Annotated in this window: 17 protein-coding genes; 12 read left to right on the plus strand and 5 right to left on the minus strand. The window is 33.5% G+C overall.

What is annotated here, in order from left to right:
• Nucleotides 1-19 precede the first annotated feature (19 nt).
• The 3 genes from HMPREF1495_RS11400 to HMPREF1495_RS11410 are packed head-to-tail and all read right to left on the minus strand — an operon-like array spanning nt 20 to nt 3,161.
• Nucleotides 20-1,165, minus strand: a complete 1,146-nt coding sequence (locus tag HMPREF1495_RS11400) for an ABC transporter substrate-binding protein (protein ID WP_034214958.1) — start codon at nt 1,163-1,165, stop codon at nt 20-22.
• A gap of 41 nt (nt 1,166-1,206) precedes the next feature.
• Complete coding sequence (locus HMPREF1495_RS11405; protein ID WP_034214959.1) at nt 1,207-1,986, minus strand: ABC transporter ATP-binding protein; 780 nt, start codon at nt 1,984-1,986, stop codon at nt 1,207-1,209.
• On the minus strand, nt 1,986-3,161 hold the full coding sequence (locus HMPREF1495_RS11410) for a FecCD family ABC transporter permease (protein WP_034214961.1): 1,176 nt from the start codon (nt 3,159-3,161) through the stop codon (nt 1,986-1,988). The genes HMPREF1495_RS11405 and HMPREF1495_RS11410 overlap by 1 nt, the downstream gene beginning before the upstream one ends.
• A 227-nt stretch (nt 3,162-3,388) precedes the next feature.
• On the opposite strand from HMPREF1495_RS11410, the gene HMPREF1495_RS11415 reads away from it, so the two are divergent.
• The 12 genes from HMPREF1495_RS11415 (at nt 3,389) to HMPREF1495_RS11470 (ending at nt 14,254) form a co-directional block, all read left to right on the plus strand.
• Complete coding sequence (locus tag HMPREF1495_RS11415) at nt 3,389-4,219, plus strand: formate/nitrite transporter family protein (protein WP_034214962.1); 831 nt, start codon at nt 3,389-3,391, stop codon at nt 4,217-4,219.
• 132 nt (nt 4,220-4,351) lie between these two features.
• Nucleotides 4,352-4,909, plus strand: a complete 558-nt coding sequence (locus HMPREF1495_RS11420; RefSeq protein WP_034214963.1) for a hypothetical protein — start codon at nt 4,352-4,354, stop codon at nt 4,907-4,909.
• Nucleotides 4,899-5,492, plus strand: coding sequence for a DUF6707 family protein (locus HMPREF1495_RS11425; protein WP_034214964.1), 594 nt, complete (start codon nt 4,899-4,901; stop codon nt 5,490-5,492). The genes HMPREF1495_RS11420 and HMPREF1495_RS11425 overlap by 11 nt, the downstream gene beginning before the upstream one ends.
• A 4-nt stretch (nt 5,493-5,496) precedes the next feature.
• Complete coding sequence (locus tag HMPREF1495_RS11430) at nt 5,497-6,849, plus strand: cobyrinate a,c-diamide synthase (RefSeq protein ID WP_034214965.1); 1,353 nt, start codon at nt 5,497-5,499, stop codon at nt 6,847-6,849.
• A complete protein-coding gene (locus HMPREF1495_RS11435; protein WP_034214966.1) occupies nt 6,842-7,999 on the plus strand; it encodes a nicotinate-nucleotide--dimethylbenzimidazole phosphoribosyltransferase in 1,158 nt (385 codons plus the stop codon). Before HMPREF1495_RS11430 ends, HMPREF1495_RS11435 begins: the two co-directional genes overlap by 8 nt.
• Nucleotides 7,996-8,520 carry a bifunctional adenosylcobinamide kinase/adenosylcobinamide-phosphate guanylyltransferase gene (locus HMPREF1495_RS11440; RefSeq protein ID WP_034214967.1) on the plus strand — a complete coding sequence of 175 codons (525 nt, stop codon included), beginning with the start codon at nt 7,996-7,998 and terminating at the stop codon, nt 8,518-8,520. Before HMPREF1495_RS11435 ends, HMPREF1495_RS11440 begins: the two co-directional genes overlap by 4 nt.
• Nucleotides 8,517-9,275 carry an adenosylcobinamide-GDP ribazoletransferase gene (locus HMPREF1495_RS11445; protein ID WP_034214968.1) on the plus strand — a complete coding sequence of 253 codons (759 nt, stop codon included), beginning with the start codon at nt 8,517-8,519 and terminating at the stop codon, nt 9,273-9,275. The genes HMPREF1495_RS11440 and HMPREF1495_RS11445 overlap by 4 nt, the downstream gene beginning before the upstream one ends.
• A gap of 6 nt (nt 9,276-9,281) precedes the next feature.
• Entirely contained in the window at nt 9,282-10,304 is a 1,023-nt protein-coding gene (gene cbiB, locus HMPREF1495_RS11450) for an adenosylcobinamide-phosphate synthase CbiB (protein WP_034214969.1), read from the plus strand.
• Nucleotides 10,289-11,050 (plus strand): precorrin-4 C(11)-methyltransferase, encoded by a 762-nt coding sequence (cobM, locus tag HMPREF1495_RS11455; protein WP_034214970.1) that lies wholly within the window; start codon nt 10,289-10,291, stop codon nt 11,048-11,050. Before cbiB ends, cobM begins: the two co-directional genes overlap by 16 nt.
• Nucleotides 11,037-12,068 (plus strand): pyridoxal phosphate-dependent aminotransferase, encoded by a 1,032-nt coding sequence (locus HMPREF1495_RS11460; RefSeq protein ID WP_034214972.1) that lies wholly within the window; start codon nt 11,037-11,039, stop codon nt 12,066-12,068. Before cobM ends, HMPREF1495_RS11460 begins: the two co-directional genes overlap by 14 nt.
• 5 nt (nt 12,069-12,073) lie before the next feature.
• The gene (locus tag HMPREF1495_RS11465; protein WP_034214973.1) at nt 12,074-13,579 is read left to right on the plus strand and encodes a cobyric acid synthase; all 1,506 of its coding nucleotides are present in this window, start codon (nt 12,074-12,076) and stop codon (nt 13,577-13,579) included.
• A gap of 18 nt (nt 13,580-13,597) precedes the next feature.
• Nucleotides 13,598-14,254: a precorrin-8X methylmutase gene (locus tag HMPREF1495_RS11470; protein ID WP_034214975.1), complete on the plus strand. Its 657-nt coding sequence runs from the start codon at nt 13,598-13,600 to the stop codon at nt 14,252-14,254.
• Nucleotides 14,255-14,926: 672 nt separating this feature from the next.
• On the opposite strand, the gene HMPREF1495_RS11480 is transcribed toward HMPREF1495_RS11470, so the two are convergent.
• Nucleotides 14,927-15,103 carry a DUF4250 domain-containing protein gene (locus tag HMPREF1495_RS11480; RefSeq protein WP_034214977.1) on the minus strand — a complete coding sequence of 59 codons (177 nt, stop codon included), beginning with the start codon at nt 15,101-15,103 and terminating at the stop codon, nt 14,927-14,929.
• Between the two features lies 1 nt (nt 15,104).
• Nucleotides 15,105-15,833, minus strand: a complete 729-nt coding sequence (locus HMPREF1495_RS11485) for a YebC/PmpR family DNA-binding transcriptional regulator (RefSeq protein ID WP_034214978.1) — start codon at nt 15,831-15,833, stop codon at nt 15,105-15,107.
• Nucleotides 15,834-15,863: the final 30 nt, after the last annotated feature.

The raw sequence follows: 15,863 nt of genomic DNA on the forward strand, positions 1-15,863 counted from the left end.
GTTTTATTTCAATTTAATATTATTGTGCTTTTGTAGGCTTTGGATAATCATCAAGATTTGGCGTCTTACAGTCGAGGATCATCTGTGCTTCATCATCTGTTAAATCATATCCAAGGAATGTGGAATAAAACTTCTTTACCTCGTCCTTAATGCTGAAATCGGTAAATAAATCAGGATAGAGTATCTGTGCACACCACTGTGGTTGAAGTGCCGCGTCTACACCGTAACGATCCCAAGCAAAAGCTCCCTTAGGATTTGAATATACCTTCTTATTTTTTACAGCTGAAAGATTTGCCCAAGCCGGGTCATTCAATATCTGCTCAACTTGAGCCTGTGGTTTTCCTGTTATAAGTACATCCGGATCCCATGCCAATACCTGTTCAAGGCTGATATTTTTGAGGTTTCCTTCAACTTCTTCGGCTACTGCATTCTTACCGCCTGAGAGCTTAATCCACTCATCAATAATTGTATTTGCACCGTCAAAATTGAGTTCATATACTGAACTTCCATGTGCTACTGAAACTCTTTGGTCATCTGAGAGAGTATCGGTACGTTCTGCAACCCACTTTGTTCTCTCATCAAGATAAGCAACATAATCATCCGCAATCTTAACGGCATCACCGCCTAATACCTCTGCAGTAAGCTTTACAGACTGCTTAAGCTGATCATATGTAGAGAACATACAGTTAATATATGGAATACCTGCCTTTGTAAACATTTCTCTGTAATCCTCATTTGAACCGAATACAACGTCAGGCTTAGCTGCAATTATTTCCTCAAGGTTCATATCTGCTGAAAATTCTGTAGAAGTTGCATTGTAAAAGTTTGGACATATAGCATACATCCACTGGAACTTATCAGGACTTGCACTGGTAATAAGCATACCTTCAGCTCTGTCAAGCATCAAGTCTACTTCATTGTGAGCAAACCAGCTCTCAACATATGTATTAACTTCCATCGGAATTTCAACTTCTACACCCTTCATATCTGTAACAGTTCTTGTACCTGTTTTTTCAGATTTTGAAGCTGTAGTCTCGGCAGCAGTTGTTTCTACTGCGGATGTTGCAGTTGTTTCCTGTGTCTTTGTACTTCCACATGCCGTAATAATAAATGTAGACATTACAGCCGCCAAAAGTGTAGCAATAATTCGATTATTTCTTCTCATAATCTTCCTCCTAAATAATTAATATACTAAAAAGCAAAGTATTACAGTAACGGAATACAGCTTTTTATTATCTTTCCTGAATCTGTTTTTGTTGAGCTGACCTTTACATCAACGCCATAAGCTTTCTTTAAGTTTTCTTCCGTTACTATTTCTTCTACGGTCCCTTCAAGTATCTGCCGGTCCTTTGTAAGCAGAATCACTCTGTCACAGCAAAGAAATGCATGATCCGGATTATGAGTCGTCATAAGAACTCCAAGTCCTGAAGAGGTAAGTTTACTTATACATTGCAAAACATGAACCTGATTACCGAAATCCAGATTTGCTGTAGGTTCATCCATTACAAGTAACTTCGGTTCCTGTGTAAGTGCTCTAGCAATTAAAACCATTTGGCGCTCACCTCCCGATATATGTGTATAAGTCTTATTTCTAAGATATGAAATACCCAGCATTTCCATGGCATTATAAGCCATCTTGTAATCATCTATTCCCGGTGATTCAAATCTTTTCAGATGTGCGGCTCTACCCATTACCACAACATCTTTTACAGAATATGGAAACGGAGGTTCATGTCCCTGTGGAACATAGCCTATATGTTTTGAAAATTCCTTTTCAGTAATTAAAGACTTTGATTTCCCGTCAAGAGCAATTTCACCTTTTATAAGTTTTAAAAATCCTAGTACGGAACGAAAGAGTGTAGTTTTCCCTATTCCGTTAGGACCAAGTATACATACTATTTCTCCCTGTTTTATATGTAGAGATACATTTTCAAGTACAGGAATATTTCCATAACCACAAGAAGCATTTTTTACAGATAATTCCATTATGCGTTCCCCCTTGTTCTGAATAATATGTATATAAAGAACGGTGCGCCTATAAGTGATGTAAGCACTCCAAGAGGTATTTCGTACGCAAGTAGAGTTCGACAGCAATTATCCACAACAAGCATAAACAGAGCACCTGTTAAAAGTGAAAAAGGAATAAGAGTCTTATTATTAGGTCCTGAAATGAATCTGACAAGATGCGGAATCATAAGTCCGACCCATCCGATTGTTCCTGCGATTGATACAACAGAAGCTGTAAGCAAAGTTGCACATATAATGCAAACAATTCTTACTGTAGAAACACTAATTCCCATAGACTTTGCTTCATCCTCGCCGAAAGATAAAAGATTAAGCTTCCATCTAAGTGCCATAATCGGTATTACCCCAAGCACAAAAGGTATAAGGAAGAATAAAATATCTGTATAGCTTACCTTTGCAAGACTTCCCATTAACCAATAAGTCATTGCCGGCAACTGTTCATCTGTATCTGCGAGATATTTTGTAATTGAAACTAAGGCTTGGAAAAGAGTATTTACCGTCATTCCACAAAGGACAAGCAATAAAACTATATTTGTTCCTCTACCTATTGATTTACTTAAAAAATATGAAAGTGCAACAGCAAATATTCCCATAACGAAGGCTGCAATCTGTACCATAAGCGGCCCCATATTAAAAAGCATCATAATACAGGCACCAACACTTGCACCTGCAGATGCACCTAAAATATCAGGTGAAACCATCGGATTTCTAAATAATCCCTGATATGTTGCACCTGAAACCGCAAGAGAGCTTCCTACAAGAATAGCTGCAAATATTCTCGGCATTCGTACAAGCCAAATGACAGTGTCCTCAGGACCTGTCATCCATCTCGGTTCATTCAAAATTATGCCAAAATGTGATAATACCCACCATATACCATGCTGTATTCCGGCAAAGATAGAGCTTAAAACATCTTTAACAGATATATTGTATCGCCCTGAAATAAATGAAAAAATAAATACAGATATAAGCAGGATAGTTATAGTTATAAAGTATATAATTCCTACACGTTTGTCGGCCTTATACTCCGCCATAAACTGTTTATCATATTCCATAAGTTCCTTTGAAATCATATCTTTATCGCTAGAATCTATAAATGTTTTATAACTGCTTAAGTTATTGTTTTTCTTGCCCATATGAATCCCTTTACAATAAATAATCTTGTGATAACTTAACATAAAGCAGGATTTAAGTAAACAAAAAAGCTTATGTATTGGATATTTGTATAATATTTATTGATTATATCAATAAATCAAAAGCTCCATATTTTATAAAACTGTTTTCAAGCCACTTGACATATATTATATTTCTTGTAGAATGTATAAGGTTATTTTTTTAACAAGAATAGGAGAGAAATGTATTTATGAACTTTTCAAATACTACAGCTGAGGTTACACAAAATCTCATAGAGGCCGGTGAAGGCAAAGTAAAACGTCCGCTACACAAAATGATTTTGTTGGGAATCCTTGCAGGTATGCTTATAGGAGCAGGAGCAATGGCAAGCAGTGTAGCGATACACGATATTTCAAATACAGGAATTGCAAGACTTGTAGCAGGATTGGTATTTCCTATAGGTTTTGTAATGATGGTATTGTTTGGCGGTGAACTCTTTACAGGTGCCTGCCTTATGATAATCGGTGTTTTAAAAGGAAAATATAAGGTATCGGATATGATTAGAGTGCTTATCGTTGTATTTATATCTAATCTTATAGGTGGACTTTTATTTGCAATACTGGTAGCTTTCAGTGGGCAGTTCAAATACAGCGACGGCCTGATGGGTGCATTTACAATAAAACTTGCATTGTCAAAAGCAAATATACCTTTTGGTTCCGCACTTATATCAGGTATATTATGTAACTTCTTTGTCTGTCTTGGAGTAGTTATGGCAGGTTTGTCTAAAGACATTTCAGGAAAGGTATTGGCAAGCTTTTTACCTATTATGACTTTTGTAACAGGCGGATTTGAGCACTGTGTTGCAAATATGTTCTATATTCCTGCAGGTATATTTGCCGCCGGTAACAGCAAATATGTGGAAGTAGCTATGACAAAGTATGGAATAACTGCTGAAAAACTTGCAACATTGAATTGGAAAAACTTTTTACTTACAAACGAACTTCCTGTAACAATCGGTAATATAATAGGTGGTATGCTCTTTATCGGAGTTGTAATGTATATTGTTTATAGTAAAGAATGATAGAAGATGATGTTAAAAGGCTGTCACAATATGTGACGGCTTTTTTATATAAGAATATATTTACTGTAAAGGTTTACTTTACTTATAGAAAAGATGTGATAAAGTATTTATATAAACATATCGGAGGTCTTTATGGACGCATTTGAAGAATTGAAAAGAGTTATTACAAACGAAAAATTAGATGATAAAGCTAAAGAATTCTATTTATCCAATATTTCAACTTTGGATAAAAAAAAGCAGCAGGCAATACTTGATCTTTTTATAAAGATGAATAATGCAGGTTTTAAAAATAATATACCTGCCACATACAGTGAAGTTACAGAAAACATCCCACAATTTGCCAGGATGTCGGTTTTTAAGGAAATGCAAAAGATAGTAAGAGATATTGAAGGAAATCTTGAGCTTGCCGATGAATTTTATGAAGATGACAGTGAACTTCTTGACAAATTTAACAATTGCTTCAGTGAGAATGAGGCTCAAAAGTTTTTACAGATTTATACAAAAGCTGTTATATCAAAGTTTTATTCTTTTCTTGAAGAGGGAAACCCAAGGGCGCAAGAAGATGATTTAAACTGGGCCTTACTTGAAACAAAAGCTGACGGAAGTCATAGTGAAAGAATTATTGAGGGCTTTCTTGAAGATGACTTTAATGAAGAAGATTATGATTGGGAGATGGAAGATGAATTTTGATGAGCTGAGCTCAAAATATAAGGAAAAGAATATTGTAAAGCTTTGTAAGAAGCTCTCAAAGAGTTTTGCTCTTACAAGAAGTAAAGATATGACAAATCTATATGAATTGGCTTTTTGGCTTTATATTTACGATTATAAGGATGAGATCTTAAATATATATAATCTTGTAAATATAGATATACCTGAAAATATTGATTTTAATATTTGGACATGGATTTTATCTATATGGGGATTACAGGCTTATATTTATGAAACTGAAAGTGAGATAAACAAAAAAAATGAGATTGTTGCCAATATGAAAAGAGTATATTCCGTCCCTCGTACTAAAGAAGATACACAGGAAAATACTTGGAAATTTTATTTAAAGATTGCCGGCAGACAAACTTTGGAATCAGTATCCTACGAAGCAGAAATTGAAAGAGCAATACAGACTGAAAATAAAAAGGGTGAAGAAGCTTATAGATTTTCAGGACTGTGTAAAATGATTTCATACGGTGTAACAGGCTTTTATCCTCATTTGGTTGAAAACAGAGATAAACTTGAGGAAAGAATAAAAGAATACATTCAGTATTTGAGAAGTTAAATTTATGATTTTACCAAAGGAAAAACAAGCCTTTATGGTTTCGGCAATGAAATCAGGGAGCGGAAAAACTCTTATTACATTGGGGCTTATAAATATATTAAAAAAAATAGGGAATACCATTTCTATATATAAAACAGGACCTGACTATATAGATACCATGTATCATGAAAAAATTGCAGTAAGTCCGTCTACTAATCTGGATCCTTTCTTTTTGGAGCCGGAATATAGACCCGGAGAATTGAAAAATCTCTTCTTCAAAAACTTTTTATATGATACAGCCATTATTGAAGGTGCTATGGGACTTTTTGACGGAGTATACGGTGAAGGAAAAAGATGTAGCGCCTGTATAGTTTCGGAAGAAATAGGCGTTGATGTTATTCTTGTTGTAGATATGGATGAACTGGAAAAGCTTGAAGAATATCTTAACAAGTTTTCGAATCGTGTGAGAGCGGTAATTGTAAACAAATTGCCACCTGACTGTGATATTGAATTGTTAAAGACAAAAATCAATGCTATGGATCTTGTTTTACTGGGCTACCTATACATGGATGAAAGCTATCGTATAGAAAGTCGTCACCTTGGACTGTATGAACCTCAAAAGGATATATTCTCCATAGTAGACAGAGTATCAGAGCAGCTTGAAAAAAGCCTTGACTTTGATGCACTTTATAAGTTTATTGTCAAAATTGAGTGTTCTGATAACTTTACCGCAAAATCCGATCCTAAAATTCCAAAGTATAGACTTGCCTTTGCCTATGATGAAGCATTTTCTTTTACCTACGAAGAAAATATAGAGGTATTAAAAGAGTACGGTTTTGAAATAGTAAAATTCAGTCCTATACATGATAAAAAACTGCCTGATAATATAGATGCCATATGGCTTTCAGGAGGTTATCCAGAGCTTTATGCAAATGAGCTGAGTTCAAATACTTCTATGCTAAACAGTATAAAAGAGGCAAAGAATATACCGATTATTGCTGAGTGTGGAGGCTTTATTTATCTTCATGAAAGCTTTGAAAACAATAATGGTGAATTTTTTAAGGGGGTAGGCTTGATAGAGGCAAAAGCCTTTAAAACTCAAAAACTTGTAAGATTCGGTTATATTGAAATAGAAGCAAAATCAGACAGTTTCTTGATGAAAAAAAATCAAAAGATTCGCAGTCACGAGTTCCATTACTATGACTCTACAAACAACGGCGAGTATGCACATGCAGTGAAGGCAAATAAAAGTAAGGAATGGAAATGTATCAATGCATATGAGAATATATTTGCCGGATTTCCGCATATTTACCTTCGTGGCTATGAATTTTTAGTAGAGAATTTAGTTGAATATTTAGAGAGGCAAAGAAATGTATAAACCACCGGTTTTAACAAATATACAAAATGAATTACTGGATAAATTTAAAAATCTCTTATCCCGGATTACAAATACTTCAACAGAATACAAAAAACTTGCAAAAAAGCATTGGGACAGTATTGCCAAGCCTCTTGACAGTCTTGGAGAGTTTGAGAAAATATTTCAAAAACTCTCAGCTATATTTGAAAGTGAAATTCCATGTATTGATAAGAAATGTGTCACAGTTATGTGTGCCGACAATGGAGTGGTCGCAGAGGGTATATCTCAATCAGGTAAAGAAGTGACTTTAGCTGTCGCAAAAAGTATGGTTCTTGGTACATCAAGTATTTCTGTTTTATGTAAATCCTCAGGTTCAGACCTTATGGTTATTGATATGGGTATAGACAGTTTTGATACTGAGATTTATTCAATGGGTGTTATCAATCATAAGTTAATGCATGGAACAAATAACTTTTACAAAGAAAAGGCAATGCCTATAGATATAAGTTTAAGAGCAATTTTTACCGGTATTGAAATAGTGGAAAATTTAAAAAATAACGGTATCAATATAATAGGGACCGGTGAAATGGGTATAGGAAATACCACTACATCATCTGCGCTTTCAGCCGCTCTTTTAAATCTACCTGTTACAAATGTTACAGGACGTGGTGCGGGATTAAATGATATGAAACTTAAAAGAAAAATAGAAGTCATAGAAGGTGCAATAGAAAAGTACGGTTTTAGAGATAAGACATTCTTGGATTCAATCGATTCGTCTGATGATACAAGAATTTTAACTGTAGTCGATTTGCTTTCATCAATTGGAGGTTTGGATATAGCTGCTCTTACCGGAATTTTTATCGGAGGGGCTATATACAAGATTCCTATAGTAATAGACGGTGTGATTTCAGAAATCGCGGCACTTTTGGCATACTTTTTTAATCCTTTGTGCAAAGAGTATATGATTGCCTCACATCTAAGCCGTGAACCCGTAGCCTCAGCTATTTTTGAAATCTTAGAGTTGAATCCGGTTATTGACGCTTCACTTGCTCTTGGAGAGGGAAGCGGTTGCGCTCTGCTTTTCTCACTACTTGATCCGGTATCTGAAATTTATACTAAAAATGCCTCTTTTTCCGATATTAAGATAGATGAGTATGAAAGATTTGTATGATAGTTTATATTTATGGCGGTGTATCAAGCGGAAAGTCTGAATATGCCGAAAGTCTTATATCGGAGAAGTTTGATAAAAAAATATATCTTGCAACAATGGAAAATATCGGAGATTATGCCGGTAAAAGAGTAAAAAAGCATCTCTTGCAAAGAGCAGGTAAGGGCTTTTTTACTGTTGAAGAACCGAGACATATTAAAGATTTGAATGTAAATTTCGAAGACAATATTTTGCTTGAAGATTTGACAAACCTTTTGTCCAATAATATTTTTGATGAATCAGGACTCAAAAATAATTTTAAACAGATTACAGAAGAGATTTTTTCTGATATAATTACTCTTAAAAGCAGATGTAATTCTATTTTTATTGTAGGAAATGATATATTTTCTACCGAAAAAAATCAAAGCAGAGAACTTGATATATTTATTGATTGTTTGTATTCTCTGCATAAACAAATAATTGAGGTAGCAGACAGGGTTATAGAGGTAGTCTACGGTCTACCCTATGATAGAAAGTTAAAATGAGCAATTTATTAAAATCAATGGCAATCACATTTGCCATGTATTCAAAAATTCCTATAAGGAGTTTTAAATGGGAAAAAGAAAATATGAAATATTGCCTTTTATTTTTACCTGTAGTCGGTATTGTTGAAGGGATTTTTTTGATTGTATTTTCCGTATTTTTTTATAAACTTAGAATCAATCCTATATTAATTGCGGCTTTTCTTACGGTTTTACCTATTTTATATACAGGCGGTATACATATGGACGGCTTTTTAGATACAATGGATGCACTGGGTTCAAATCAGGATAAACAAAAAAAGCTTGCTATATTAAAGGATTCCAATTCCGGGGCTTTCGCCATAATAGGTGGTTTGGTCTATATATTATTATATTTTGCAGCTATGCTTACATTTAACAGTGTTGTAAAGATATACATACTGGCTATTTCATATATGCTTATAAGGGCATACAGTGCGTTGGCTTTAATAGTATTTAAGAATGCCAGAGGTAGCGGATTGGCCTTTGAGTTTTCGGAAAAGAGTCTGATATATACAAATAGGACAGTACTTATTATATTTATTTTACTTGGAAGCGCTGCCATGATTATAGTCAATGTTAATTATGGATTATTATGTGCAATTTCAACATTTTTAGTTTTTTTATATTATAGAGTGAAATCTTTTGAAGAGTTTGGGGGTATTACAGGTGATTTGGCCGGCTATTTCCTACAACTTGCCGAGCTTGTTGTGGTTTTGGTACTGGCACTGGCACCTTAAACAGAAATGATTCATTATTTGGCATTTATTTCCGGATTTATCTTGGATTTCTTTATTAGAGATTTTCATAATTTACCGCATTTAGTTAGATTTATGGGAAACAGTATTTCCGGTCTTGAAAAACTTTTCAGAAAAATATTTAAAACAAAAACCGGACTATTGTTTGCCGGATTTCTTATTGTGTTTTTAAATATATTATTTTGGGGTTTTCTCGTATATTTTATTGATATATTTATATACAAAATAAATTTCTATTTAGGTTTTATTGTGGAATGCTTTTTATTCTTTCAGATATTTGCTAAAGCCTCATTAAGATATGAGAGTATGAAAGTATGTCATTCCATAAAATCAGGCGATATAGATGAGGCTAGGAGATCACTATCTATGATAGTGGGAAGGGATACAGACCGTCTTGATTTTGAACAGATAACAAAGGCTGTTATAGAAACTGTGGCTGAAAATATGTCTGACGGAATTGTAGCGCCATGGTTTTACGCCACATTGGGTGCTATAATTGCAATATTCTTTGATAGAAATCTTTCATGGCTTATTTTAGCCCTACCTGTTATATACAAGGCTGTAAATACAATGGATTCTATGATAGGCTATAAGGATGAAAAATATTTTTATATAGGTAAAGTGGCGGCAAAGCTTGATGATGTGGTTAATTTCTTACCGGCAAGATTTTCCGCTATTATTCTTCTTTTCATTATTTTTATTGTATCAATTGTTAAAAATAATTTTTGCATGTTTAAAAACTCCAGTCAGGCGTTTTTTAAATACAGATATATTCACTCCAGTCCTAATGCCGGACAAACGGAGAGTGTAATTGCAGGTTTTTTAAATACAAAACTGCTCGGTGATGCATATTATTTTGGAAAGTTGGTAAAAAAAAGAAGTATCGGAGACGGAAATAATACTGTAAATGCAGATGATATTGTAAAAGTGAATAATATTACATATTTATCTTATATAGTTTTACTGATAATAAATTTGTTAATTGGAGGCGTAGCATGCTTTATTTTATAGGTGCAGGAGCCGGAGATCCTGAGCTTTTGACAATTAAAGGAAAGAGAATAATCGATAATTCCGATGTAATTATTTATACCGGTTCTCTTGTAAATAAAGAATTATTTACAGATATTAAATCTGAAGCAAAACTCATAAATTCAGCATCACTTAGTTTGGATGAGGTACTTGAGATAATATTTGATTCAAATGAAAAGGGACTTAGTATAGCCAGAGTTCATACAGGCGACCCTGCCATGTACGGTGCTATCAGAGAGCAAATGGTAGCTCTTGATAAAAAGGGTATAGAATACGAGGTTGTGCCGGGTGTAAGCTCGGTGTTTGCAGGTGCGGCCGCTTTAAAGCGTGAATTTACCCTCCCCGGTGTTACACAGACAATGATTCTTACAAGAATGGCCGGGAGAACTCCGGTTCCTGAGGCTGAGAGTATTGAAAATCTTGCAAAGATACAGGCAAGTATGGCTATATTCTTAAGCATTACAAGTATTGAGGAATTGGCAAATAAACTTATGACTTCTTATCCTAAGGATACTCCTGCGGCAGTAGTATATAAGGCCAGCTGGCCCGATCAAAAGATTATAATGTCTACTCTGGAAAATATTGCAGGAGAGGTTAAGAATGCTGATATAAATAAAACAGCTCTTGTATATATCGGTAGATTTTTAGCTGATGAATTTGAGCTCAGTAAACTCTATGACAAGCATTTCAGCCACGAATATAGAGAGGCCAAAGATGCACGGAGGTAGACTTTTAGAATTCTCCAAAAGCGGAAAGAAATATATAGATTTTTCTGCAAGCATAAATCCTTATGGTATAGATCCTAATTTAAAAGATATTTTAAAGGAATCTATAGATATTTTAGTACATTATCCGAATCAAGATTACAGTGAAATAAAGGCTTTGATAAGCCGTAAGCATGATGTAAGCGAAGAAAGTATCTATCTTGGAAACGGTGCTAACAGCATTATTTTCAGGCTTTTCAGTATATTTGATAAAGAATTAAATATATGTATACCTACACCAAGTTTTGAAACCTATAGACTTGCTGCAGAATCTGTTTCAGCAGATATAGTTTATTATGACATGAACAGATTTAAGATAACAAATGAAATATTTGATATCTTGTCAGATAATATTGATGTTTTAGTATTAACAAATCCAAATAATCCAACCGGATATCTGATAGAAGAGGAACTGTTACAAAGATTACTTGAGTATTGTAAAGCTGAAAATATATTTGTCTTACTTGATGAATGTTTTTTAGAATTTGTTGAAGACGGTGAAAGGTATTCGCAGATATCCAATCTTTCAAAATATACCAATTTGGCAATACTTAGATCTCTGACCAAATTATATGCCTTTCCGGGTCTTAGATTCGGCTATCTTTTGACTGAAAATAAAAAAATAATAGAAAACTTAAACAAACTCACTCCTTCATGGGATATTAATTCTTTAGCACTTGAGGCTGCAAAGTTTTCTTTAACACAGGATATGAGTCAGGTTGTTTTAAAAATACAAAAAGAGAAGAGTATATTATTAAAAAATCTTAAATCTGTCGGCATAGAAGTTTTTGATTCTAAAGCAAATTTTCTTCTTTGCAGATACAAAAAAAATCTGTCAAACGCTCTGTTAAATCAAGGCGTTATTGTCAGAGACTGTTCAGACTATAGGGGAATGGATAATACCTATTTTAGAGTTGCTGTAAGGACAAACTCGGACAATATGATATTGTTTGAAAATATTAAAGAACTTATCGAGAGGTAACATATATGACAAAAGTTATAATGGTTCAAGGCACAATGTCAAACTCCGGTAAAAGTTTTCTGGTTGCCGGACTTTGCAGAATGTTAAAAAGAAAAGGTTTCAAAGTAGCACCTTTCAAGTCACAGAATATGGCTCTGAATTCTTATATAACGGAAGACGGAATGGAAATGGGCAGAGCACAGGTAATGCAGGCGGAAGCGGCAGGTATCAAACCTTCTGTTGAAATGAATCCTATACTTTTAAAGCCTACTTCAAATACAGGAAGTCAGGTGATTCTAAACGGCAAAGTTCATGCAAATATGGGAGCCTCTGAGTATTACAAAAACAAGAAAAAATTTATACCATATATACTTGAAGCATATAATAAGCTTTGTGAATCATATGATATCATCGTTATAGAAGGGGCAGGTTCACCTGCTGAAATAAACTTAAATGAAAATGATATAGTAAATATGGGTTTAGCAAAGCTTGTTGATGCTCCTGTTATTTTGGTTGCCGATATAGACAGAGGCGGTGTATTTGCATCTGTTTACGGTACTGTTGCCTTAATGGATGATGACGCTAAAGCAAGAATAAAGGGCATAGTTATAAATAAATTCAGAGGTGATAAGAATTTACTTACACCGGGATTTAATATGCTGGCAGAGCATTTTAAAAAAATAAATATAGATATTCCGGTATTGGGTGTTATACCAATGAGAAAGATAGATATAGATGATGAAGATTCTTTATCTGAAAGACTGGAAACAAATAATGTAACATTTAATACAAAAAAGATAAATATAGCAATTATAAAGTTACCTCATATTTCAAATTTTACAGACTTCAATCCGCTTAGCAGAAGAAAAGAAATTGTAATGAAATATATCAGCACTCCAAAGGAAATGGAAGATGCGGATCTTGTTATAATCCCAGGTACAAAAAATACCTTGTACGATCTAAGATGGCTAAAAAATATGGGATTTACTCATACTAATCTGTCTAAAAAAAATATTATCGGAATCTGTGGAGGATTCCAAATGCTTGGAAATGAGCTTATAGATGAATACGGAGTGGAAGAAGGAGGTACTGAAGAAGGTTTAAAACTTTTAAATTTCAGCACAATATTTGCAAAAGAGAAAACAACAAGACAAACTGAAACAGAAATAATAAATACACCTGATTTTATTGATTTATGCAATTCCACTATAAAGGGCTATGAAATTCACATGGGAAGTACAATAGATCCTAAAGAGAATCCTTTTACAAAGTCCGATATTACTGACAATGGCGGTTTTGTAAATAATAATATAATGGGTACCTATATACATGGTATATTTGAAAATGACAATTTTGTAGATGCAATTATTTCCGGATTAATAAGGAAAACAGGTAAGAAAATTACAATAGATACAAATATTTATGATTTTGATCTCTACAAAGAGTCACAATATGAACTACTGGCTGATTTAATTGAGGAATCATTGGATATAAATGCAATACTTAATATACTGGATAAATCAGAAAAGTAAATATAGAAAAGGAGTTTTATGTTAGAAGTAAGACCTGAAGATATAGAAAAGAAGAGTTTTGAAATATTGACATCCCGGATGGATGAAAATCGACTGAAATTTTACTCAGAAGATGAGCTTTTGGTAGTAAAAAGGACAATACATACAACAGCGGATTTTGATTATCAAAATAATGTCATTTTCCAAAACAATGCATTGCAAACAATTAAAGATTGTATACAATCCGGTGCAATGATATTTACAGATACAAATATGGCACTTAGCGGTATCAATAAGCGTATTTTGACCGGTAAATTCGGTATTGAACCTTTATGCTTAATTGCCGACGATAAGACCATAGAATATGCAAAGAAAAATAATACGACAAGAGCAAATGCGGCTATAGATCTGGCATATAAAATGCACGAAGAAAAAGAAGCTTTGACAGGTAAAAAAATCCCGATAATATTTGCAGTTGGTAATGCACCTACAGCACTTATAAGGATCAATGAACTATTGGATAAGTATAAGCCTGATTTTATAGTTGCGGCACCTGTAGGCTTTGTAAATGTAATAGAAGCAAAAGAACTTGTAAAGCAAAGTAATATACCTGCAATAATATGTGACGGAAACAAAGGCGGAAGTAATGTATGCGCAGCAATAATAAATGCTGTGTTATTGCAGCTGTCAAAGTAGCGTATATATAGAGAGTTAAGGTCATTAAACTCTCTATATTTTTATTGTATAAACTATTCGTTAAACTTGAGTTTTGCGAATAGTTATATCTATGTAAATAAAACTTAAAAACAATAAATACCGTTCTTTTAGCTCTGTAATACTCTTTTATATACTCTTATATACTATAATTGTTATAGTATATAATACAATTTATAGTTTTAGATACAAACAATATAAGTAAAACTATATACAATAGATAAAATACTTTATATATTCCCAATTTATATTGTCTTAAAAAATATATTAAAGAGAATACAAATATCTCAATTATAACAATACAAAATAAATAAAAAGTATCAAAGTATTCTCCGTCGTTCATTATATTATATTGATCACGAATATATCCGGACCAATAAAATACTATACAACTTATAATAAACATTAACAAATTAAGTATGGCAACAATAAATATACTATATTTTTTACCTATACTTCTCATATCCTTGTATCCCTCCAAATAAAAAAGTAGTATTCAAGCAGTTAACTATTACTAACTATCTAAATACTACTTTATAAGTTTAATATATTCAATATAAAATATTCACAAATAGAATTATTTATATTGCATAAAAATATAAGAAAAAAATTAAATGGAAATAAATTAAAAACTAAGTATTCCCGGTAAGCCACTTATACGAATTTGTTTTTGAATTCATCATAGTGATAATCAATCATTGAAAGCTTTTCTGTAATATACTCTTTATCCAAATTATACTCTTTACAAAAATCATCCAATGATGAATTATAATCTCGGAGCTTTGTATTTATAAGTGATAATAACATCACCGGATCCTTTGGTAATGTCATATTACTCATCCCAACTATGATATACATTTTGTACATCATCTTCCGCATCTAACAGGTCCAAAATACGGTTCATCTTCTTGATATCTTCTTCATCTGAAAGTATAACCCAGTTTTGAGGTATCATTGTGACCTCCGCATCAGCCATCGGTATACCAAGCTTCTCAAGTCCTTCTCTTACTGCTGAGAAATTCTCAGGATCTGTAAGTATTTCATAGCTGTCCTCTTCGTCATTGAAATCCTCCGCACCAAGGTCAAGTGCGGCCATCATAAGCTCATCCGCATCCATGTCGCACTCTTCCTTATCTATAAGGATTTGTCCTCTTTTATCAAACATGAATGATACACAGCCCGGTGTTCCTATATTTCCGCCACCTTTTGTAAAAGCGGCTCTTACATTTGCTGCAGTTCTGTTTTTATTATCTGTCAATGTCTCAACAATTATTGCAACACCGTTAGGACCATATCCCTCATAAGTGTTCTGCTCATAGTTTACTGAGTTTACATCACCTGCAGCTTTTTTAATACCTCTTTCAATTGTATCATTTGGTACATTGTTTGCCTTTGCCTTAGCAATAACATCTCTAAGTCTTGAGTTATTGTTCGGATCAGGTCCGCCCTCTTTTACCGCTACTGCTATCTCTCTTCCGATTACAGTAAAGATTTTACCCTTTGCAGCATCGTTTTTCTCTTTTTTATGTTTAATATTTGCAAATTTTGAATGTCCTGACATAATATCTCCTTTATTTACTAATCCAAAAAA

Origin of the sequence: Lachnoanaerobaculum sp. MSX33 (assembly GCF_000512995.1) — a bacterium.
Classification (GTDB): Bacteria; Bacillota; Clostridia; order Lachnospirales; family Lachnospiraceae; genus Lachnoanaerobaculum.

Bases quoted from the DNA above. Each gene is read 5' to 3' on its own strand.
- HMPREF1495_RS11400 (WP_034214958.1), bottom strand. From the start codon at position 1,165: ATGAGAAGAAATAATCGAATTATTGCTACACTTTTGGCGGCTGTAATG.
- HMPREF1495_RS11405 (WP_034214959.1), bottom strand. From the start codon at position 1,986: ATGGAATTATCTGTAAAAAATGCTTCTTGTGGTTATGGAAATATTCCT.
- HMPREF1495_RS11410 (WP_034214961.1), bottom strand. From the start codon at position 3,161: ATGGGCAAGAAAAACAATAACTTAAGCAGTTATAAAACATTTATAGAT.
- HMPREF1495_RS11415 (WP_034214962.1), top strand. From the start codon at position 3,389: ATGAACTTTTCAAATACTACAGCTGAGGTTACACAAAATCTCATAGAG.
- HMPREF1495_RS11420 (WP_034214963.1), top strand. From the start codon at position 4,352: ATGGACGCATTTGAAGAATTGAAAAGAGTTATTACAAACGAAAAATTA.
- HMPREF1495_RS11425 (WP_034214964.1), top strand. From the start codon at position 4,899: ATGAATTTTGATGAGCTGAGCTCAAAATATAAGGAAAAGAATATTGTA.
- HMPREF1495_RS11430 (WP_034214965.1), top strand. From the start codon at position 5,497: ATGATTTTACCAAAGGAAAAACAAGCCTTTATGGTTTCGGCAATGAAA.
- HMPREF1495_RS11435 (WP_034214966.1), top strand. From the start codon at position 6,842: ATGTATAAACCACCGGTTTTAACAAATATACAAAATGAATTACTGGAT.
- HMPREF1495_RS11440 (WP_034214967.1), top strand. From the start codon at position 7,996: ATGATAGTTTATATTTATGGCGGTGTATCAAGCGGAAAGTCTGAATAT.
- HMPREF1495_RS11445 (WP_034214968.1), top strand. From the start codon at position 8,517: ATGAGCAATTTATTAAAATCAATGGCAATCACATTTGCCATGTATTCA.
- cbiB (WP_034214969.1), top strand. From the start codon at position 9,282: ATGATTCATTATTTGGCATTTATTTCCGGATTTATCTTGGATTTCTTT.
- cobM (WP_034214970.1), top strand. From the start codon at position 10,289: ATGCTTTATTTTATAGGTGCAGGAGCCGGAGATCCTGAGCTTTTGACA.
- HMPREF1495_RS11460 (WP_034214972.1), top strand. From the start codon at position 11,037: ATGCACGGAGGTAGACTTTTAGAATTCTCCAAAAGCGGAAAGAAATAT.
- HMPREF1495_RS11465 (WP_034214973.1), top strand. From the start codon at position 12,074: ATGACAAAAGTTATAATGGTTCAAGGCACAATGTCAAACTCCGGTAAA.
- HMPREF1495_RS11470 (WP_034214975.1), top strand. From the start codon at position 13,598: ATGTTAGAAGTAAGACCTGAAGATATAGAAAAGAAGAGTTTTGAAATA.
- HMPREF1495_RS11480 (WP_034214977.1), bottom strand. From the start codon at position 15,103: ATGACATTACCAAAGGATCCGGTGATGTTATTATCACTTATAAATACA.
- HMPREF1495_RS11485 (WP_034214978.1), bottom strand. From the start codon at position 15,833: ATGTCAGGACATTCAAAATTTGCAAATATTAAACATAAAAAAGAGAAA.